The 18,941-nt window shown below is 74.4% G+C and carries 10 protein-coding genes; all 10 read right to left on the reverse strand.

The window, feature by feature from the left end:
• Positions 1-3: 3 nt before the first annotated feature.
• From ACGFRG_RS00845 to ddaH, 10 genes are read right to left on the reverse strand one after another with little or no spacing between them, the layout of a single operon-like run.
• On the reverse strand, positions 4-7,857 hold the full coding sequence (locus ACGFRG_RS00845) for an amino acid adenylation domain-containing protein (protein ID WP_393259968.1): 7,854 nt from the start codon (positions 7,855-7,857) through the stop codon (positions 4-6).
• A 24-nt stretch (positions 7,858-7,881) separates the two neighbouring features.
• The gene (locus ACGFRG_RS00850; protein ID WP_393259970.1) at positions 7,882-9,555 is read right to left on the reverse strand and encodes a condensation domain-containing protein; all 1,674 of its coding nucleotides are present in this window, start codon (positions 9,553-9,555) and stop codon (positions 7,882-7,884) included.
• 38 nt (positions 9,556-9,593) lie between these two features.
• Positions 9,594-11,114: an AMP-binding protein gene (locus ACGFRG_RS00855; RefSeq protein WP_393259973.1), complete on the reverse strand. Its 1,521-nt coding sequence runs from the start codon at positions 11,112-11,114 to the stop codon at positions 9,594-9,596.
• Between the two features lie 34 nt (positions 11,115-11,148).
• On the reverse strand, positions 11,149-12,456 hold the full coding sequence (locus tag ACGFRG_RS00860) for a PLP-dependent aminotransferase family protein (protein WP_393259975.1): 1,308 nt from the start codon (positions 12,454-12,456) through the stop codon (positions 11,149-11,151).
• Positions 12,453-13,544, reverse strand: a complete 1,092-nt coding sequence (locus tag ACGFRG_RS00865) for an alpha-hydroxy acid oxidase (protein ID WP_393259978.1) — start codon at positions 13,542-13,544, stop codon at positions 12,453-12,455. Before ACGFRG_RS00865 ends, ACGFRG_RS00860 begins: the two co-directional genes overlap by 4 nt.
• Positions 13,541-14,602: a 4-hydroxyphenylpyruvate dioxygenase gene (gene hppD / locus ACGFRG_RS00870; protein WP_361416434.1), complete on the reverse strand. Its 1,062-nt coding sequence runs from the start codon at positions 14,600-14,602 to the stop codon at positions 13,541-13,543. Before hppD ends, ACGFRG_RS00865 begins: the two co-directional genes overlap by 4 nt.
• Before the next feature lie 14 nt (positions 14,603-14,616).
• The gene (locus tag ACGFRG_RS00875; protein WP_361416437.1) at positions 14,617-15,387 is read right to left on the reverse strand and encodes an alpha/beta fold hydrolase; all 771 of its coding nucleotides are present in this window, start codon (positions 15,385-15,387) and stop codon (positions 14,617-14,619) included.
• The gene (locus ACGFRG_RS00880; RefSeq protein ID WP_393259982.1) at positions 15,384-17,096 is read right to left on the reverse strand and encodes an amino acid adenylation domain-containing protein; all 1,713 of its coding nucleotides are present in this window, start codon (positions 17,094-17,096) and stop codon (positions 15,384-15,386) included. The genes ACGFRG_RS00875 and ACGFRG_RS00880 overlap by 4 nt, the downstream gene beginning before the upstream one ends.
• Complete coding sequence (locus ACGFRG_RS00885) at positions 17,089-18,099, reverse strand: TauD/TfdA family dioxygenase (RefSeq protein WP_393259985.1); 1,011 nt, start codon at positions 18,097-18,099, stop codon at positions 17,089-17,091. The genes ACGFRG_RS00880 and ACGFRG_RS00885 overlap by 8 nt, the downstream gene beginning before the upstream one ends.
• Complete coding sequence (gene ddaH, locus ACGFRG_RS00890; RefSeq protein ID WP_361416446.1) at positions 18,096-18,938, reverse strand: dimethylargininase; 843 nt, start codon at positions 18,936-18,938, stop codon at positions 18,096-18,098. The genes ACGFRG_RS00885 and ddaH overlap by 4 nt, the downstream gene beginning before the upstream one ends.
• Positions 18,939-18,941: the final 3 nt, after the last annotated feature.

Below are 18,941 nucleotides of genomic sequence, written 5' to 3' on the forward strand. Positions count from 1 at the left end.
GGTTCAGCCGTTCAGGCGGCGCAGCGCGGGGCGCGCCTTGGGGGCGGTGGCCAGGCGGGCGGCGGTCCTGGCCGGGGTGGGGTGCTGGAACAGGTCGCGGATCTTCAGCTCCAGACCGAGCTCCGCCCGGATGCGGCTGATCAGCCGGGTCATCAGCAGCGAGTGGCCGCCGAGGGCGAAGAAGTTGTCGTCCGCGCCGACCTCCTCGCGGTCGAGCACCTCGGCGTACAGCTCGCGCACGCGCCGCTCGACGCCGTCCGCCGCGCCGACCTCCTCGGCCGGGCCGGTCGCGATCGCGGGTCCCTCGTCCGAGGCGCGGCGGGAGAGCCCGTCGAGCGCGCTCACCTTCCGCTCGGGGTGGTGGGCGAACTGCGTGAGCGCGGCGACCAGGTCGGCCGCCAGACTCTCGGCGCCCGCCGGGTCGAACAGCTCGGTGGCGTAGGTCAGTTCACCACTCATGCCGAGCGGGCTGCCGTCCTCGGTGCGGCTCTCGACGACATCGACGCCGAGGTCGAACTTGGACACCGCTGACTCGACGGGGAAGCCCTCCGCCGCGACGCCCGGCAGCCGGGGCACGGCCGGGGCCTCGCTCTGCACCTGGAGCAGCACCTGGAACAGGGGGTGGCGGGCGAGGGAGCGCTCGGGGTTGAGCGCCTCCACGACCCGCTCGAAGGGCACGTCCTGGTGGGCGAAGGCCGCGAGGTCGGTTTCCCGGATGCGGTGCAGCAGCTCGGCGAAGGTGGGATCGCCCGCCAGGTCGGTGCGCAGGACCAGGGTGTTGACGAAGAAGCCGACGACGTCGTCGAGCGCCTCGTCGGCGCGCCCCGCCACCACCGTGCCGATCGGGATGTCCGTCCCGGCGCCCAGCCGCGACAGCAGTGCGCCCAGTGCCGCCTGGACGACCATGAACACGGTGCAGCCGTGTTCACGGGCCACCGCCGACAGCCGCGCGTGCAGGTCGGCGTCCACCCGCACGGGCACCGAACCGCCCGCGAAGCTCGCCACCTCCGGGCGCGGCCGGTCGTACGGCAGCGCCAGCTCCGTCGGCAGAGCGGTGAGCTCCTTGCCCCAGAAACCGAGCTGACGGGAGATCAGGCTCTCCGGGTCGCCCTGCGCGCCCAGCGTCTCGCGCTGCCAGAGCGTGTAGTCCACGTAGCGCACCGGCAGCGGCGTGAACTCCGGCGCGCGCCCGTCGCGGCGCGCCTCGTACGCCGTGGCCAGGTCGTCCAGGAGCGGGCCCCATGACCAGCCGTCGGTGGCGATGTGGTGCATCACCAGGGTGAGGACGAAGTCCTCGGCGCCGAGCTCGAAGAGGTGGGCGCGCAGGGGCAGTTCCTCGGCGAGGTCGAACTCGTGGCCCGCCGCCCGGCGTACGGCGTCCGGCAGCGCGGCCTCGGTGACCCGTGCCCTCTCCAGCGGCACCACCGCGTCGGCGCCGGTGAGCAGCAGGGGCTGCGGCTCGCCGTCGGTCTCGGGGAAGACGGTGCGCAGCACCTCGTGCCGGGCGGTCAGATCGCCGAGTGCCGCGGTCAGGGCCGCCGTGTCCAGGGGGCCGCGCAGCCGGTAGGCGAAGGGGACGTTGTAGCTCGCGGAGCGCTCCTCCGCCTGGTGGACGAACCAGAGCCGCTGCTGGGCGAAGGAGAGCGGCGGCCGGGCGGGAAGCTCGTGGCGGCGCAGTGTCGGGCGGGCGTCCTCGGCGCGGGCGGCGAGCTCCGCGAGGGCGGCGACCGTCTGGGCCTGGAAGACGTCGCGCAGCGACAGTTCGACGCCCAGCGCGGTGCGGATACGGCTGACCAGGCGGGTGGCGAGCAGCGAGTGCCCGCCCAGGTCGAAGAAGCCGGCGTCGGCGGGAACGGTGGCCAGGCCCAGCAGTTCACCGAACAGGCCCGCCAGGATCTCCTCCTGGGGGGTGCGCGGGGCGCGCCCCGCGGCGGCCGTGAGCGCGGGCGCCGGGAGCGCCTTGTAGTCGACCTTCCCGTTGGGGGTGAGTGGAAGTTCGTCCAGGACGACGACGTGGGTGGGGACCATGAAGTCGGGCAGCAGGCCCGCCAGTCGGGTGCGCAGCTCGGCCTCGGTGGCCTCGCCGACCACATGGGCCACCAGGCGCTTGTCGCCGTCGTCGGCGGTGCGCACGGTGACCACCGCCTGGCGCACGCCGGGGCAGGCGGCGAGCGCCGTCTCCACCTCGCCCGGCTCGACCCGGAAGCCCCGGATCTTGACCTGTTCGTCCGCGCGGCCGAGGAACTCCAGCAGACCGTCGGCCCTCCAGCGCGCCAGGTCGCCGGTCCGGTACATCCGGGTCCCCGGTGCGCCGTGCGGGTCGGCGACGAACCGCTCGGCGGTGAGCGCGGAGCGGCCCCGGTAGCCGCGGGCGACTCCCGCGCCGGCCAGGTAGAGCTCGCCGGGCGTGCCCGGCGGCACCAGGCGCAGCCGCTCGTCCAGGACGTAGGTGCGGGTGTTGTCGAGGGGGCGGCCGATCGGCACCGGGCCGTGGACGTCGTCGGTGATCAGATGGGAGGTGGCGCACAGGGTCACCTCGGTCGGTCCGTACAGATGGCGCACGGCGATGGTGGGGCAGGCGGCGCGCACCGCCCGTACGGCGGCGGCTGTGACGACGTCGCCGCCGGTCAGCACCTCGCGTACGGTCGCGAGGATCTGCGGGCGCTCCTCGGCGACCACGCGGAAGAGTCCGGCGGTGAGGTGGACGGCGGTGATGTGCTCGTCGTGGATGAGTGCGCCCAGCGCGGCGACGGTGAGTTCGCGTTCAGGGGCGACGACCACCTCCCAGCCCGACAGCAGGGCCACCCACAGTTCGTAGTCGGCGATGTCGAAGGCGTGCGGCGCGTGGAAGAGGACGCGGTGGCCTTCGGCGGTGTGCCAGCCCCGGTCGGCGACGAGGTCGAGCAGGTCCTGGTGGGTGACGGCGACGCCCTTGGGCTCGCCGGTGGAGCCCGAGGTGTGCATGAGGTAGGCGAGCTGTCCCGGCAGGACCCGGGGCGCGGGGGCGGTGTCCGGGCCGGCCGGTTCGTCGGCGGCGGTGACCAGGAGGGTACGGGCGCGGCTGGGCCCGAACGCCTGGAACTCCTCGTCCACCAGCAGCACCGGGCAGCCGGTGTCGTCGAGGATCCGCTGCATGCGCGCGGCGGGGTAGCTGGTGTGCAGCGGCACATACGCGCCGCCCGCCTTCAAGACGGCCAGCATCGCCACGACGACGTCCGGGGAGCGCCGCATCAGGATGCCGACGGGGGTCTCGGCGCCGACGCCGAGCGCGGTCAGGCGCTGGGCGAGCGCGTCGGCGCGGGCGTCGAGCTCGCGGTAGCTCAGGTGGGTGGCACCCCACTTCAGGGCGGTGGCGTGCGGGGTGCGGGCCGCCTGGGCCTCGAACGCCCGGTGCACGGTGTCGGGGGCGTCCTGCGGCCGCGGCACACTCGGCAGCCACTCGCCGAGCAGGCGGGCGCGCTCGTCCGGCAGCACGGTCTCCAACTGGGAGATCCGGCCCCGGGGTGCGCGGGCCACGGCTTGGAGGATCGCGCGCAGCCGCTCGCCAAGGCTCTCGACGGTGCGGGCGTCGAACAGCTCGGTGCGGTACTTGACCACGGTGCGCAGTCCGGCGGCCTGCTCGGTGATCTGGAAGGCGAGGTCGAACTCGGCCTGCGTGACGTCGACTTCGGTGGTCTGCGTCTCCAGTCCGGCCAGTTCCAGGGCGGCGGCCGTGCCGGCCCCCCGCATGCTCAGCGCGACCTGGAAGAGCGGGTGGCGGGCGAGCGAGCGGCGCGGGTTGACCGCCTCCACGACCTGCTCGAACGGGATGTCCTGGTGGGCGAAGGCGGCGAGGTCCGCCTCGCGGACGCGGCCCAGGAGCTGGGCGAAGGTCGGATCGCCCGACACATCGGTGCGCAGGACCAGGGTGTTGACGAAGAACCCGACCAAGTCGTCCAGCGCCTCGTCCGAACGCCCCGCCACCACCGTGCCCAGCGGGATGTCCGTCCCCGCCCCCAGCCGCGACAGCAGCACCGCGAGACCGGCCTGCACCACCATGAACACGGTGCAGCCGTGGGCGCGGGCCAGGGCGTCCAGCTCGCGGGTGAGGGCCGGGTCCAGGTCGAAGGCGTGAGCGGCGCCGTCCGGGCTCGCCACGGCGGGCCGGGGGCGGTCGAGGGGCAGGGCCAGCTCCTCGGGGAGCCCGGCCAGCGCCTCGCGCCAGTGGGCGAGTTGTTCCTCGCCCTGCTCCCGCAGCAGTTCCCGGTGCCAGAGGGTGTAGTCGGCGTACTGGACCGCCAGCGGCGTCCAGTCGGGCCGCTCGCCCCGGGTTCGGGCGCGATAGGCGCGGGCGAGGTCGCCCAGGAGCGGGCCCCAGGACTCGCCGTCGGTGGCGATGTGGTGCAGGGCCAGGACCAGGGTGTTGCGGTCGGGTCCGGCGGTGAGCAGAGCGGCCCGCAGCGGAGCCTCGGCGCCGAGGTCGAAGGGGCGGGCGGCGATCTCGGCGAGGTCGGCCCGGTCCGCGTCGACGAGCTCCAGCTCCGGCGCCGCGCCCTGAAGGATCAGCTGGCGCGGCTCGCCGTCGCTCTCCGGGTAGACCGTGCGCAGGCTCTCGTGACGCTCGGCCAGGTCGGCCAGCGCGGCGCGCAGCGCGTCGGTGTCGAGCGTGCCGGTCAACTCGGCGGCGACCACGCTGTGGTAGGCCGGGTTCGGCCCGTCCAGGCGGTTGAGGAACCACAGGCGCCGCTGGGCGGCGGACAGCGGCAGCGTGGCGGGACGCTCGGCGGGGCGCAGTGCGGGGCGGGCGCGCCCGGCGCCGTCGAGGCGAGCGGCCAGTGCCGCGACCGTGGGCGCGCCGAAGATCTCGCGGATGCCCAGCTCCACGCCGAGCGCGCCGCGGATCTGCGCGACCAGGCGCATGGCGAGCAGCGAGTGGCCGCCCAGCTCGAAGAAGTCGTCGTCGACGCCGACCTCGGGCAGGCCGAGTACGGCGGCGAACAGGCCCGCCAGGATCTCCTCGTGGGCCGTGCGCCGGGCGCGGCCGCCCGCGCGGTGGCCGGGGGCGGGCAGGGCGCGCCGGTCGAGCTTGCCGTTGGGCGTCACCGGCAGGGCGTCGAGCAGGACGACCGCCGGGACCATGTGTCCGGGCAGCTTCTCGGCGAGGGCGGCGCGCAGGGCGGCCGCGGACGGCTCGGCTCCGGGGGCGGGCACGGCGTAGGCGACGAGGCGCGGGTCGCCGGGCCGGTCCTCGCGGACCACGGCGGCGGCCTGGGCGATGCCGGGGCAGGCGGCCACGGCGCTCTGCACCTCGCCGAGTTCGATACGGAAGCCGCGGATCTTGACCTGGTCGTCCGTGCGGCCGAGGTATTCCAGGACGCCGTCGGCCGTCCAGCGGACCAGGTCGCCGGTGCGGTACATGCGCTCGCCCGGTGCGAAGGGGCAGGCCACGAACCGTTCGGCGGTCAGGGCGGGGCGGCCGAGGTAGCCGCGGGCGAGCTGCACACCGGCGAGGTAGAGCTCACCGGCCACGCCGGGCGCGGTGGGCTCAAGGCGGCTGTCCAGGACATAGGTGCGGGTGTTGGCGGCGGGTCGGCCGATGGGCACGGTGGCGGCGCCGGGGCGGCAGGCCCACAGCGTGACGTCGACGGCTGCTTCGGTGGGGCCGTACAGGTTGTGCAGCTCGGCGGTGGGCAGGGTGTGGAAGAACGCGTCCTGGGTGGCCGGGGAGAGCGCCTCGCCGCTGCTGATGACACGGCGCAGCGAGCGGGCCCCTGCCGCGTCCGGCTCACGCAGGAACACGTCCAGCATCGACGGCACGAAGTGGGCGGTGGTGACCGACTCGCGGGCGATGAGGTCGGCGAGGTAGGCCGGGTCCTGGTGTCCTTCCGGCCGGGCGACCACCAGGGTGGCGCCGTTCAGCAGCGGCCAGAAGAACTCCCAGACCGACACGTCGAATCCGAACGGGGTCTTCTGCAGCACCCGGTCATCGGAAGCCAAGCCGTAGGCGCGCTGCATCCAGGCGAGCCGGTTGACGATGGCGCGGTGGGAGATCAGGGCGCCCTTGGGGCGGCCGGTGGAGCCGGAGGTGAAGATGGCGTAGGCGGGGTGGTCCGCGTCGAGGGCGGGCCGGGTCGCGGGGGGCGCCTCGGGCAGCGGGGCGTCCAGGCGCAGGGTCGCCACTCCGGGCGCCCGGAAGTCCGTGCCGATCAGCAGCGCGGGCTGTGCGTCGGCGAGGATGCCGTGGTTGCGGGCGTCCGGCTGGCCGAGGTCCACGGGGAGGTAGGCGGCGCCTGCCTTGAGGACGCCGTAGAGGGCGACGACGAGGTCGAGGGAGCGGGGCAGCGCGATCGCGACCAGGCTCTCGGGGCCGATCCCCCGGGCGGCCAGGACACCCGCCAGCCGGCCGGCCCGCTCGTCGAGTTCGCGGTAGCTCAGGCTCTCGCCCTCGAAGACCACGGCGGTGGCGTCGGGGGTGCGGGCCGCCTGGGCCTCGAAGAGTTCGGGCAGGGTGGTGGCGGGCAGGGCGGCGGCGGTGTCGTTCCACTCGGCGAGGACGCGGTGGCGCTCGTCGTCGGTGAGGGTGTCGAGGTCGGCCAGCGGGGTGGCGGGGTCGGCGCTCCAGCGGTCGAGGAGGCGGACGAGCCGGGAGCCGAGGTCGGCGGCGCGGTCGCGGTCGAGGAGTTCGGGGTGGTGGCTGAGCCGCAGGCCGAGCGCGGCGCCCGGCTCCACCACCAGGGTCAGGGGGAAGTGGGTGGTGTCGCGGAAGGAGATCCGGGTGTCCAGGTCGAGGCCGGGCACATCCAGCCGGTAGTCGCTGAGCGGGAAGTTCTCGAAGACCACGTTGGTGTCGAAGAGCGCGGCCGAGGAGCCCGCCAGGCGCTGGATCTCGGTGAGCGCGAGGTGGTCGTGGTCGAGCAGGTCGGTGCGCTGGCGCTGCAGGAGGCCGCACAGGTCGGCGAGGGAAGAGCTCGCCTCGATGCGGGCCCGGACCGGCACGGTGTTGATGAGCATGCCGATCATGTCGTCGGCGCCGGGCAGTTCGGCGGGGCGGCCGCTGACGGTGCATCCGAAGACGACGTCGTCCTGGCCGGAGGTGCGGGCCAGCAGCACCGCCCAGGCGCCCTGGACGACGGAGGTGAGCAGCAGGCCCTCCTCGCGGGCCCGCGCGGTCAGGGCCGCCGTCTGCTCCTCGGTCAGCCGGAAGGTGACGTCCTCGGGGGTGGTGCCGGGCGAGACCGAGCCGCCCGGGGCGAGCCGGGTGGGCTCGCCGAGACCGGCGAGCGCGGTGCGCCAGGCGCTCTCGGCGGCCGCCCGGTCGCGTCCGGCGAGGTGGGTCAGATAGTCGCGGTAGGGCCGGACCGGGGGCAGCTCCCCGGTCCCGTACAGCGTGAACAGCTCCTTGAAGAGCAGGGCGAACGACCAGCCGTCCAGCAGGATGTGATGGGCCGTCACCAGCAGTCGGTGGCGCTCGGCGCCGAGCCGCAGCAGGGTGAAGCGCACCAGCGGGGGCCGACGGCTGTCGACGCCCAGCTCCCAGTCCTGCTCGGTCAGTTCGGCGGCCCGGGCCTGGGCCTCCTCCTCGCCGAGGTGGCCGAGGTCGCTCTCCTGCCAGGCCAGCGGCATGTCGCGGCGGACCACCTGGACCGGGTCGCCGTTCTTGCGGTGGGTGAGGGAGACCCGCAGGTTGGCGTGGCGTCGCAGCAGGGTGTCCGCCGCCTCCCGCAGCCGGGCGGCGTCGAGCGCGCCCCGCACGTCGACCGAGAACTGGGCGATGTAGAGGTGCCGGGAGTCCTGGTCGTACCCGGAGTGGAAGAGCATGCCTTCCTGGAGCGGGGACAGGGGCAGGATGTCCTCGACCGCCGACTGGCTGGTGTTCATGGCTGGTTCACTTCCGGTAGGTCGTCAGAGGGCTTCGAGGGAGGCCGCGAGGTCGTCCAGTTCGTCCTGGTCGATCGCGGCGAGGGTGAGGTCGGCGGCCACGGTGGCGCCGGCGTCGGGCCGTTCGGCGTGGGCGACGAGTGCGGCGAGCATCCGGAACCACATCTCGGCGAGCGCGCGCACCTCCGGCTCGTCCAGCACCCCGGGCGCCCAGGCCCAGTCGGCGTGCAGCACCGGTCCGTCCGCCGTCTCCAGGACGATGGCGTTGACCTCGACGGGGTGTGCCATGGGCATGCCGGGGCCGGGGGCGTCCAGGCGGGCGCCGTACTCGGGCAGCATCTGCCAGTCGGCGTCACTGGTCCCCGGGAAGCGGCCCAGGTAGTTGAAGCCGAGCCGCGGGCGGTCGGCGCCCGCCAGCGGGGCGCCCGCCGGATGCAGATGGCGCAGCAGCCCGTATCCCAGGCCCTTGCCGGGAATCCGGCGCAGCTGCTCCTTGACCCGCCGCAGCGCGAGACCGGCGGTGGGACCGCCCGCCTCGGCGTCGGGGCCGGCGAGTCCGGCGAGGTCGAAGCGGGTGGGGAAGAGGGTGGTGAACCAGCCGACGGTACGGGAGAGATCGGCCTCTTCGGCGATCTCCTCGCGCCCGTGGCCCTCCAGGTTCACCAGGACGTCGCCCGGCTGCTCCAGCCAGTGGGCAAGAGCCAGCGCCAGGCCGGTCAGCAGGACCTCGTTGGCGTCGGCGCCCAGCCGCTCGGCCGACTTCGTGAGCAGGGGCCCGGTGGTGGTGGCCGGCAGGGTGAGGGTGAGGTGTGCGGCGCGGTCCTCGTGGTCGTGGGCGGGGTCGAGCTCGCGGCGGCCGATCGCGGCTGTGCCCGGGCGCACCACCTCGTTCCAGTACGGGAGTTCGTCCAGGCGCCGGTCCGCCTCGGCGGTCAGCAGCTGGGACCACCGGCGGAAGGAGGTGGGCACGGGGTCGAGGCCGGGTGTGCGCCCGTCGGCGACGGCCTGCCACGCCCGGGTGAGGTCGTCCGTGATGATCCGCCAGGAGATGCCGTCGATCACCGTGTGGTTGACGACCAGGGCGAGGCGTCCAGGCGCGGTGGGCCCGGCGTCGCACCAGACCGCCTGCACGACCTGGGCGTCGGCCAGCCGGAGCCGGTCGCGGGCGGCGTGCACCTCGCGCTCGATGTCGGCGGCCGTGGCCGCGACCGTCCGGGTCAGGCACTCCTCGGCCCGTATCGCGCCGACGGGGAGCGTGTGCGGCCCGTCGTCGGTCAGGCGCAGCCGCAGCGTGTCGTGGCGGTCCAGGAGCGCCTGGAGCACGGCGTGGGCGCCGTCGAGGGTGAGGTCGGCCGGGGTGCGCACCACCATGAACTGGTAGTAGCGGTCGGCCGGGCCGCCGCGCTCGCGCAGCCAGTGCATGATCGGGGTGGGCACGACGGCGCCGACACCGTCCTCCTGGCGGGGACGGGCGGGCCGGGTCACGGGCCGGGCGGTCGCGGCGAGGTGCGCCAGGTCCGGCTGGGAGAGCACGTCGCGGACGGTGACGGCCCAGCCCGCGCGGCGGGCGGCGCCGACCACCTGGACGGCGATGATGCTGTCGCCGCCCAGCCTCACGAAGCTGTCCGCGGGGGTGATGCCGGGCCTGGCGAACAGGTCGGCCAGCACGCCGCACAGGATCTGCTCCTGCGGTGTCACTCGATTGTCCCTTCCTCGGGTGGTGATGTCGTGGGGTCTCAGGCGGTGCGGCCGGCGCCGAACAGCGTGCGCAGCCGGGCCCGGTCGACCTTTCCGTTGGCGGTCACCGGCAGCTCATCGAGCGCCTGGAAGTGCTTGGGCACCATGTACGCGGGCAGGTGGGCCGCACAGGCCGCGGCGAGCGCCTCGGCGTCGGCGTCGGCGCTCCCGGTCCGCGTGTAGGCGGCGGCCAGCCGGGTGGAGCCCGCGACCGTCACCGCCACCACCACGGCCCGGCGCACGCCCGCCACGGCGTCGAGGACCGCTTCGACCTCGCCGGGCTCGACCCGGTAGCCGCTCACCTTCAGCTGGTCGTCGGCGCGGGCCACGAAGTGGAGGTCACTGCCGTCGAAGCGGACCAGGTCGCCGGTGGCGTAGCAGCGGCGCGGGGTACCGTCCTGGTGCGCCAGGGTGCGGAACTTGGCGTCGGTGAGCTCCTGGTCGCCCAGGTATCCCAGACCCACCGACTCCCCCGCGACGAACAGTTCACCCTCCTCGCCCGGGGTGAACGGCCGCAGCACGCCGTCGGCGTGGCGCAGCAGCTCCGCCCCGGCGACCGCCCGGCCGATCGGCGGGTGGTCGGGCCAGTTGTCCGCGTCCTCGGGCGCCATCCGGTACTCGGTGACGACATGGGTCTCGCTGGGCCCGTACTCGTTGACCAGCGTGACGCCGCCGGCCGCGCAGAACTCCCGCACCTCGGCGTTGACGACCAGCCGCTCGCCGGCCACCGCGATCTCCCGCAGGTCCGGCATCGGACCGTCCTCGAAGACCGCGGCCGTCGCCAGTGCGTGCAGCCCCACCACCGGCAGGAACAGCCGGGCCACCCGGTGTTCGCGGACCACCTCCATCAGCGTGAAGGGGTCCTGGCGCTGCTCGTCGTCCACGACCACCAGGCACGCTCCGGCGAGCCAGGTCGCCACCAACTCCTCGTAACCGACGTCGAAGCCGATGGAGGACGCCTGCAGGGTGTGCGGCGGGCGGTCGTGGGACCAGCGGGCGCGGTGCCACTCGCCGAGCGCGGCCAGGATGCCGGGCGGCACGGCCACCGACTTGGGTTCGCCGGTCGAGCCGGAGGTGGGGATGACATAGCCGACCGGTCCCTCCAGCGGCTCCTCCAGCGGGGTGGCGCGCACCTCGTCGACGGTGCACTCGGCCGGGCCCAGACCGGTCGGCGCGGTGCCGTCGGCGCGTACCACCAGATCGCTGAAGCGGGCGATCTTCGCGGCGCGGGGGGCCGGCATGGCGGGGTCGACGCTGACCACGCCTGCCCCGGCCCGCCAGGCGCCGAGCACCGCGGCGCAGCGCGCCCACGAGCGGTGGGCGTGGACGGCGACCACCGTGCCGGGCCCCAGACCGCGGGCGGCGAGTCCGCCCGCGATCTCGGCCGAGAGCCGGTCGAGTTCGGCGTAGGTGTGGTGGACGTCCTGGTCGACGACGGCGACCGAGGCGTGGTGGCGCCGTACGGCGGCCACCAAAAGGTGACTGAGCGACGGGGTCGGGCCGCTCGCGTCGGTGGGCATGGGGATCCCTTCGTGTCGGTCCCGGTAGGGGCGGTCAGGCATCCGCCGCTCCCCGGGTGTGCTCGGTGATCAGGTCGGACAGCCGGTCGAGCCCCGACTCGATCTGATCAGTCGTCAGATAGCTGCAGGAGAGGCGGAGTTGGCGGGCCGATCGGGCGTCGTCGCCGAAGTGCCGCATCGGGGTGAAGAGCACGCCGTGCCGTACGGCCGCGTCTTCCAGGAGCGCGTCGGTGACGGGGAACGGCACGCTCACCACCACGAAGAACCCGCCCGCCGGGGTGTTCCAGGAGACGCCGGGCAGGGCCGAAAGACGGCGCTCCAGGCCCTTGAGGAGGCAGTCGAGGTTGCGGCGGTAGACGGCGATCGACCGCTCGTTGGCGCGCAGCAGGCTGCCGCCGTGCTCCAGGAGCATGCCGCCGACCAGGGCCTGGCTCACCGGTGAGGTGTTGACGGTGACCATGCTCTTGGCCCGGGAGAGTTCGTCGGCGAGCAGGCCCCCGTCCGGCCCCGCGATCTTCTGGTCGGCCACGGCGAAACCGACCCGGGCGCCGGGGAAGCAGGTCTTCGCCAGCGACCCGATGTGGACCACCCGCTGCCCGGTGTCGAGCGCCTTGAGCGTCGGCGGCCGCTCGCCGTCGGCGGCCCGGAAGTAGCCGTAGGGGTTGTCCTCCAGGAGCAGGATGTCCTCCTCGGCGGCGATCTCCAGCAGGCGGTGACGGGTCGCCAGGTCGAGGGAGTGGCCGCTGGGGTTGGAGAAGTCGGGCACCAGATACAGGGCCCGGGGCCGCTCCCCCGCGGCGCGCACGGCTCGGATCCGCTCGATCAGGTCCTCGGGGCGTACGCCGTGGGGGCCTTCCGGGACGGACCACACCGGCAGGTCGAGCAGCCGGGCCGCGCCGGTCAGTCCGACGTAGGCGGGCGTCACCGCGAGCACCACGTCGCGGTCGGTGGCCTTCAGGGCGCGCAGCACCAGCCACAGCGCCTCCTGGGCGCCGACGGTGACCACGACGGCCTCGGGGTCGACGGTGATGCCCTCGTCCAGTTCGAGCTGACGGGCGATCAGCTCGTGGACGACGCCCTTGGTCCGCCCGTACTGGAACAGCTCCCGCCGCACCCGCACGTCGTCGTAGCCCTTGTCCTCGGCGAGGTGGCGGGCGTAGGCGTCCAGATAGCGGTGCAGGTCGGCGACGTCGAAGGTCTCCTCGGTGGGCCGGCCCGGCGCGAAGGAGATCGCGTCGGGATAGCGGCCCGCCACCTCGTTGAGGAAGGTCATCGACACCAGCGCGGGGTCGGCGAGCGAGGCGTGCAGATCCGTGCGGTCGAGCAGTACGGGTGCGGTCATCGGGCCGCTCCCCGCACACCCAGCCGACGGGCATCGGCCGGTCCCGCGCAGCCGGAGAGCGCCAGCGCGGTCCGCAGTTCACTCTCCACCAGCCGCAGCACCTCGCGTACGCCCTGCTCGCCGTCGGCGGCCAGGCCCCACAGCACCGGACGGCCCAGCAGCACTCCGTCCGCGCCGAGCGCCAGTGCCTTGAGGACGTCGGTGCCGCTGCGGATGCCGCTGTCGAGCAGCACGCGGCAGCCGTCGGGGACGGCTTCGCGGACGGCGGCCAGCAGGTCGACACCGGCCGCCGCGCCGTCCAGTTGGCGCCCGCCGTGGTTGGAGACGACCACGGCGTCGGCGCCCAGGGCGGCGGCGCGGGCGGCGTCGCGCGGGTCCAGGACGCCCTTGACGATCAGCGGCAGCCGGGTGTCCGCGCGCAGCCGGGCCAGGTCGTCCCAGTCCAGGTCGGGCGCGAACGCCTCGGCGGTGTGCTCGGCCACGGCGGAGCTGCCGGCGCGTGCCTGGTGGGTACGGCCGGTCGCGGCCGGGTCGAGATGGGCGGGCGCCACCTCGGGCGGCAGGGCGAAGCCATGGCGCAGATCCCGCAGCCGGCGCCCCATCACGGGGACGTCCACGGTCACCATCAGCGCCGAACAGCCGGCCCGTTCGGCCCGCCGGACCAGCTCGGTGGTGGCCGCCCGGTCCTGCAGGCAGTAGAGCTGGAACCAGGTGTCCGCGCCGAGAGCGGTGATCTCCTCGACGGGCACGCTGCTGAGGGTGCTGAGCACGAACGGCACCCCGGCCGCCTTGGCCGCGCGGGCCGTGGCCGCCTCGCCCTCGGGGTGGAGCAGCCGCTGGTACGCCATGGGGGCGACGGCCAGCGGCAGGGCCGCCGCCGAGCCGAGCAGGTCGGTCCCCGTGGTGCGGCCCGCGCCGCCGGTCAGTACCCGGGGCACCAGGGTGATCCGGTCCAGGGCGGCGCGGTTGGCGGCCAGCGTCAGCTCCTCGCCGCTGCCGCCCGTGAGGAAGTCCCAGACGGGCGCGGGCAGGCTCCGCTCGGCGAGGGCGGCGAAGTCCTGCGTGGACACCGGTGCGTGGGTGCTCACCGCAGCACGTCCCCGGTGCTCAGGCGCTCGGCCTCCACGGCCTCGTACAGGGCCTTGATGTTGCCGTTGCCGAAGGTGCGGGCGCCGAACCGCTCGATCACCTCGTGGAAGAGGGTGCGCCGGGGGTGGGTGGAGCGGGTGAAGATCTGGAAGAGCTGGCCGTCGTGGTCCTCGTCGACCAGGATGTGCAGGCCGTGGAGTTCGCCGGTGCTGTGCCGGGTCAGCTCCAGGCGGTCGGCGAGCATCGCGTAGTAGGCGTCGGGCACGGAGAGGAACTCCACGCCGCGCTCGCGCAGGGTGCCCACCGCGCGGACCACGTCGCGGGCGGCGAACGCCACGTGCTGCACGCCCGAGCCGCCGTGCTCCTCCAGGAAGCGGTCGATCTGCCCGGGCTCGGCGCTGGTGTCGGGCTGGATCAGGGTGAAGGTGACCTCGCCGGTGGCGCTCTGCACCACCATGGACTCCATCGCCTGCGCGCCCACCCTGATCAGCTCGCTGAAGATCATCCGGAAGCCGAGCACCTGGGTGTAGAAGTCGACCGTGCGCTCCAGTTCCCCGGCGCGCAGACAGACCGCGAAGTGGTCGAGCTCTTCGAGGAGTTCGTCGGCCGGGGCGGGGGCGGCGTCCGGCAGGGCGGTGAAGCCCGGGGGCAGCCCGTCGGGGCCGGGCTCGACGAGGGTGTGCACCACATCGCCGAAGCCCTTGATGACCGCGGTGGTGCGGCCGTCCTCATGGCTGCGCGGCACGGCGAGCGGCACCGCTCCTCTGGAGACCGCCTCGTCGAAGGCGGCCGTCACGTCGGCGACGGTGAGCGCGATGTCGGCGACTCCGTCGCCATGGGCCAGGACGTAGTCGGCGCCGCGGTGGCGCGGCGAGCGGGCCTGGGTCAGTACGAGGGTGATACGGCCCTGGCGCAGCGCCAGGGACTCGGCCTCCCCGGAAGCCGCGCGGGCCACCGGGCGGAAGCCGTAGGCCCCGGTCAGTTCGGCGGCGGCCGTCGTCAGATCGGCGACGTAGTGCTCGACATGGCTGATGCCGAACGCGGGTGCGTAGGTCATGGTTGTGCCGTTCGTCAGTGGGTGGCGGGGGCGGGAGCGCCGAGCGCGGCGATCCGGGTGGGCAGGGCGTTCCACACGGCGGGGGTGTAGAAGTGCCCGCCGGGCAGGACGTCATGGCGGGATCCGCCGGTGGTCAGGCCCGCCCAGCGCGGGCCGAGGTCGTCCCCGATCACCGGGTCGTCCGCGCCCGAGAGGATCTGCAGGGGCACGTCGATGCGGGTGCCGGGGGCGAAGGTGAACGTGTCACGGGCCCGGATGTCGGCGCGCATCAACTCCACGGCCATCTCGGTGAGTTCGGGCTCGTCCAGGACATGCGCGGGCAGCAGCCCGTGGGTGCGCATCCAGTCCAGGAGTTCACCGTCGTGCTGGCCCTGGGCGGGGAACCGGTCCCGCTCGGTCAGGCCCTGGTCGGGCGCGTTGCAGGCGGAGACCACCAGCGACCGCGGCACCGGGGCGCCGGCCGCCGCCAGCCGGGCGGTGACCTCGAAGGCCATCCAGCCGCCCATGCTGTGCCCGAACAGGATGTACGGGCCCTGGGCCGCGACGGAGGCGACGGCGTGCGCGGCGTCCGCCGCGAGCTCGTCCCAGCTGGTCGCGCACTCCTCCAGGAAGCGACCCTCGCGCCCCGGGTAGCAGATGGCCACCAGGTCGGTGTCCTCGGGCAACGCCGGGATCCAGGGGTGGAAGGAGGCCGTGCCGCCGCCGCAGAAGCCCAGGCAGACCAGGGTGCGGGCGGGGTTCGGGCGCTGGGTGAGACGGACCACGGTGGTGTCGGGGGCGCTCATGAGGCACCGCCCGCCCGGACCGACTCCGCGTGCCGGGCCAGATCGCTCAGCTTCGGGAAGCGGTAGACGTCCTTGGTCGGCAGGACGATCCCGGTGGTCCGCTTGAGCCGGGACACCACCCTCAGCGCCACCAGCGAGTGGCCGCCGAGCGCGAAGAAGTTCTCGTCCGCGTGGACGCTGTCGCGGCCCAGGACCTCGGCCCACACCTCGGCGATGAGCTGTTCCAACTCGCCCTCGGGCGCCCGCCCTTCGCCGGTGGCGACCGCTGTGACCTCGGGCAGTGCGGCGGTGTCGACCTTGCCGCCGGGGGTCAGTGGCAGGGCCTGGAGCCGGACGAACGCCGACGGCACGACATGGCCGGGCAGCGTGGCCGCGCAGTGCGCGCGCAGCTCGTCGTCGCTCACCGCCGCGTCCGCCACGGTGACGCAGTACGCCGCAAGCAGGGTGTCCCCGTCCGGGCCGGTGCGCAGCGCGGCGACGGCGGCGGTGACCGCCGGGTGCTCGCGCAGCCGGTCCTCCACCTCGCCCGGCTCCACCCGGAAGCCGCGGACCTTGATCTGCCGATCGCTGCGGCCCAGGAACTCCAGCGTGCCGTCCGCCCGGCGGCGCACCTCGTCGCCGGTGCGGTACATCCGGCTGCCGTCGGCCGCGAAGGGATCCGCGACGAACCGCTCGGCGGTCAGCCCCGGCCGTCCGGCGTAGCCGACGGCCACGGCCGGGCCCGCCAGATACAGCTCACCGGCATCGGCCGGCGCCAACGTCTCGTCGAGTACATGGGCGCGCACATGGGCCAGCGGGTGGCCGAGGTGCGGGGCGGGGCCGGCGACCGGGGTAGCGGTGGCATCCACGGTGCACTCGGTGGGCCCGTACAGGTTCCAGGCCTCCTCCCCTTCGGCGAGCGACTGCCACATCCGCTGCGGTATGGGCTCACCGCCAAGGAGCAGGCGCAGCCCACGGCCGCGCAGCCGGGAGCCGACCAGCTGCCAGTGCGAAGGGGTGAAGTCCACTTCGGTGACGCGGTGTTCGTCGAACAGCGCCACCAGTCGCGCCGGGTCGGTGCGGTCGTCGTCTGAGAGGAGCACCAGGGTGTCGCCGCGGCACACCCGGGCCCACTGCTGCACCGAGGCGTCGAAGGACAGGCTGGCGTTCCAGCCGACCACGCGGTGCCCGGCCGGGTATACGCCGCGCTCCTCCAGACCGTCCACCAGCGCGCTCACGGCGCCCCGGGTGACCTCGACGCCCTTGGGGCGGCCGGTGGAGCCCGAGGTGTGGATGACGTAAGCCGGGTCGAGCGCGCCCGGGGCCACGTCGTCGAACCGGTCCTCGCCCGTCTCGTCCGGCCCCAGCACCGGCAGGCCGTCGGCCCACGGCAGGGCGCCGGTGTCCGAGACCACGGCGCGCAGCCGCGCGTCGGCGGCGACGAAGGCGAGCCGGTCGTCGGGGTAGGCCGGGTCGAGCGGCACATACGCGGCGCCCGCCCGCCACACGGCCAGCGGTGCCACCGCCCAGTGCACACCCCGGCGGGCGCTGACGCCCACCCGGTCGCCGCGGCCGACGCCCAGCGCGCGCAGCCGCCCGGCGAGGCGGGCCGTGCGCTCGCCCAGCTCGGCGAAGGTGAGGGAGGCGTCCGGGGCGTGGATCGCGATCCGGTCCGGGACCGCCGCCGCGGTGGCGAGGAAACGCGCCACCAGGTCCTGCGGCTCAGCCATGGGACACCGCCGGGGCGGGGGCGACGGTCGGGGCGCAGTCGGCCACCGCGACCGGGTCGCCCATGGCGACCAGGATGCGGCGGTCACCGCGGTAGGGGTCGCGGGCGTGCGCGGCCAGGACGTTGTCGACGAGCATCAGGTCGCCCGGCTGCCAGGTGCGGCGCACCGTGGCCCGCTCGTAGGCGGAGTTGACGGCCGCCAGGTCCTCGGCGGTGAGGGCGATGCCGTCGCCGATGGCGGTGGAGAACGGCAGGCCGTCCGCACCGAGCTCCTCCAGCAGGACCTCGCGGATGTCCTCGTCCAGCGAGAACTGGCTCCAGAACGCGAGGTGGTTGAACCACACCTCGTCGCCGGTGTGCGGGTGGCGGATGATGCCCGGGCGCAGCTGGGCGGTGCGCAGATCGCCTTCCTCGCTCCACTGACAGGAGATCAGGTTCTCGGCGCAGTACCGCTCGACGTCCTCGGCGCCCTCGGCGGCGAACGCGGCCTGCCAGGCGACCGACAGGGTCTGCGAGTAGTTCCGCGTCAGCACCCAGCCGTGCGCGCGCATCCGCTCGACCAGCTCGGACGGGAGCAGCCGCAGCACCTCGCGGCAGTCGGCGACCGGGGTGGCGCCGCCCTCCTCGGGCGCGGTCAGGCAGCCGAAGAGCAGCAGCCCGGGGAAGGTCAGGGTGTAGCTGTTCTCGTTGTGCGGCCGGATCGCCTGGGCGGCCGGCAGGTCGGTGGAGGAGAAGACCCCGCCGCCGTAGTCGCTGCGGGGGGTGGCCTTCTCGCGGTACGGGGTCGCGGTCGGGATCAGCTCGTCGCGGACCAGCGCGAAGTCGTCCACACTGCGGATCGGCAGGCCGCGCAGGTAGACCGCGCCGAACCGGTGCAGCCCGGCGCGCAGTTCCTCGCGGTGGGCGGCGAGCCAGTCGCGGGCGGCCGCCGCGTCGGCGAGCTCGGGCGCGTCGACGGTGGCGGGGGCGCCCGGCTCGGTGTGCCAGTGGAGCACGGTGGTCATCGCGCACCGCCGGGGGCCGCCGCGGTGTGGCGGAGCTCCAGGGTGCAGCACTTGACGCTGCCGCCGCCCTTGAACAGCTCCGACAGGTCCACGCCGATCGGGGTGAAGCCGCGGTCGGCGAGCCGGTCCGCGAGGTTGCCCGCGGCCTCCGGGAGCAGCACATTGCGCCCGTCCGAGACGGCGTTGAGCCCGAACACCTCGGCGTCGGCCTCCTCGGCGAGCAGCGCGTCCGGGTACAGCTGGCGCAGCACCTCGCGGCTCTCCGGGGAGAACGCGCCCGGGTAGTACATGACTTCGTCGTCGTCGAGTACGGCGAGCGCGGTGTCCAGGTGGTAGAAGCGCGGGTCGACCAGGGTGAGGCTGACCACGGGAGCGCCGAGCACCTGCTGGGCCTCGGCGTGCGCGGCCAGGTCGGTGCGGAAGCCCGTACCGGCGAGGATGCGCTCGCCGGCGACCAGGTAGTCGCCTTCGCCCTCGTTGGTGTGGCGGGCGGCGTGCACCACCTGGTAGCCGCGCTGCTCGAACCACGCCTGGTAGGCGGGGGCTTCGTCGGTGCGCTCGGCGTGGCGGAAGTTGGCGACGAGGACGCGGTCGTCGAGGACCGTGGCCCCGTTGGCCGAGTAGACCATGTCGGGCAGGCCCGGCACCGGGTCGATCAGCTCGACGGTGTGGCCGAGCTCCTGGTAGAGCGCGTACAGCCGCTCCCACTGGAGTACCGCGAGCGCGGTGTCGGTCGGCTTGGCCGGGTCCATCCAGGGGTTGATCTGGTAGGTGACGGTGAAGTGGCTGGGGCGGCACATCAGATAGTGCCGGGGCCGGGCGGTGCGCTGGGTCGTCATGGC

Origin of the sequence: Streptomyces sp. NPDC048696, from assembly GCF_043198895.1 — a bacterium.
Classification (GTDB): domain Bacteria; phylum Actinomycetota; class Actinomycetes; order Streptomycetales; family Streptomycetaceae; genus Streptomyces.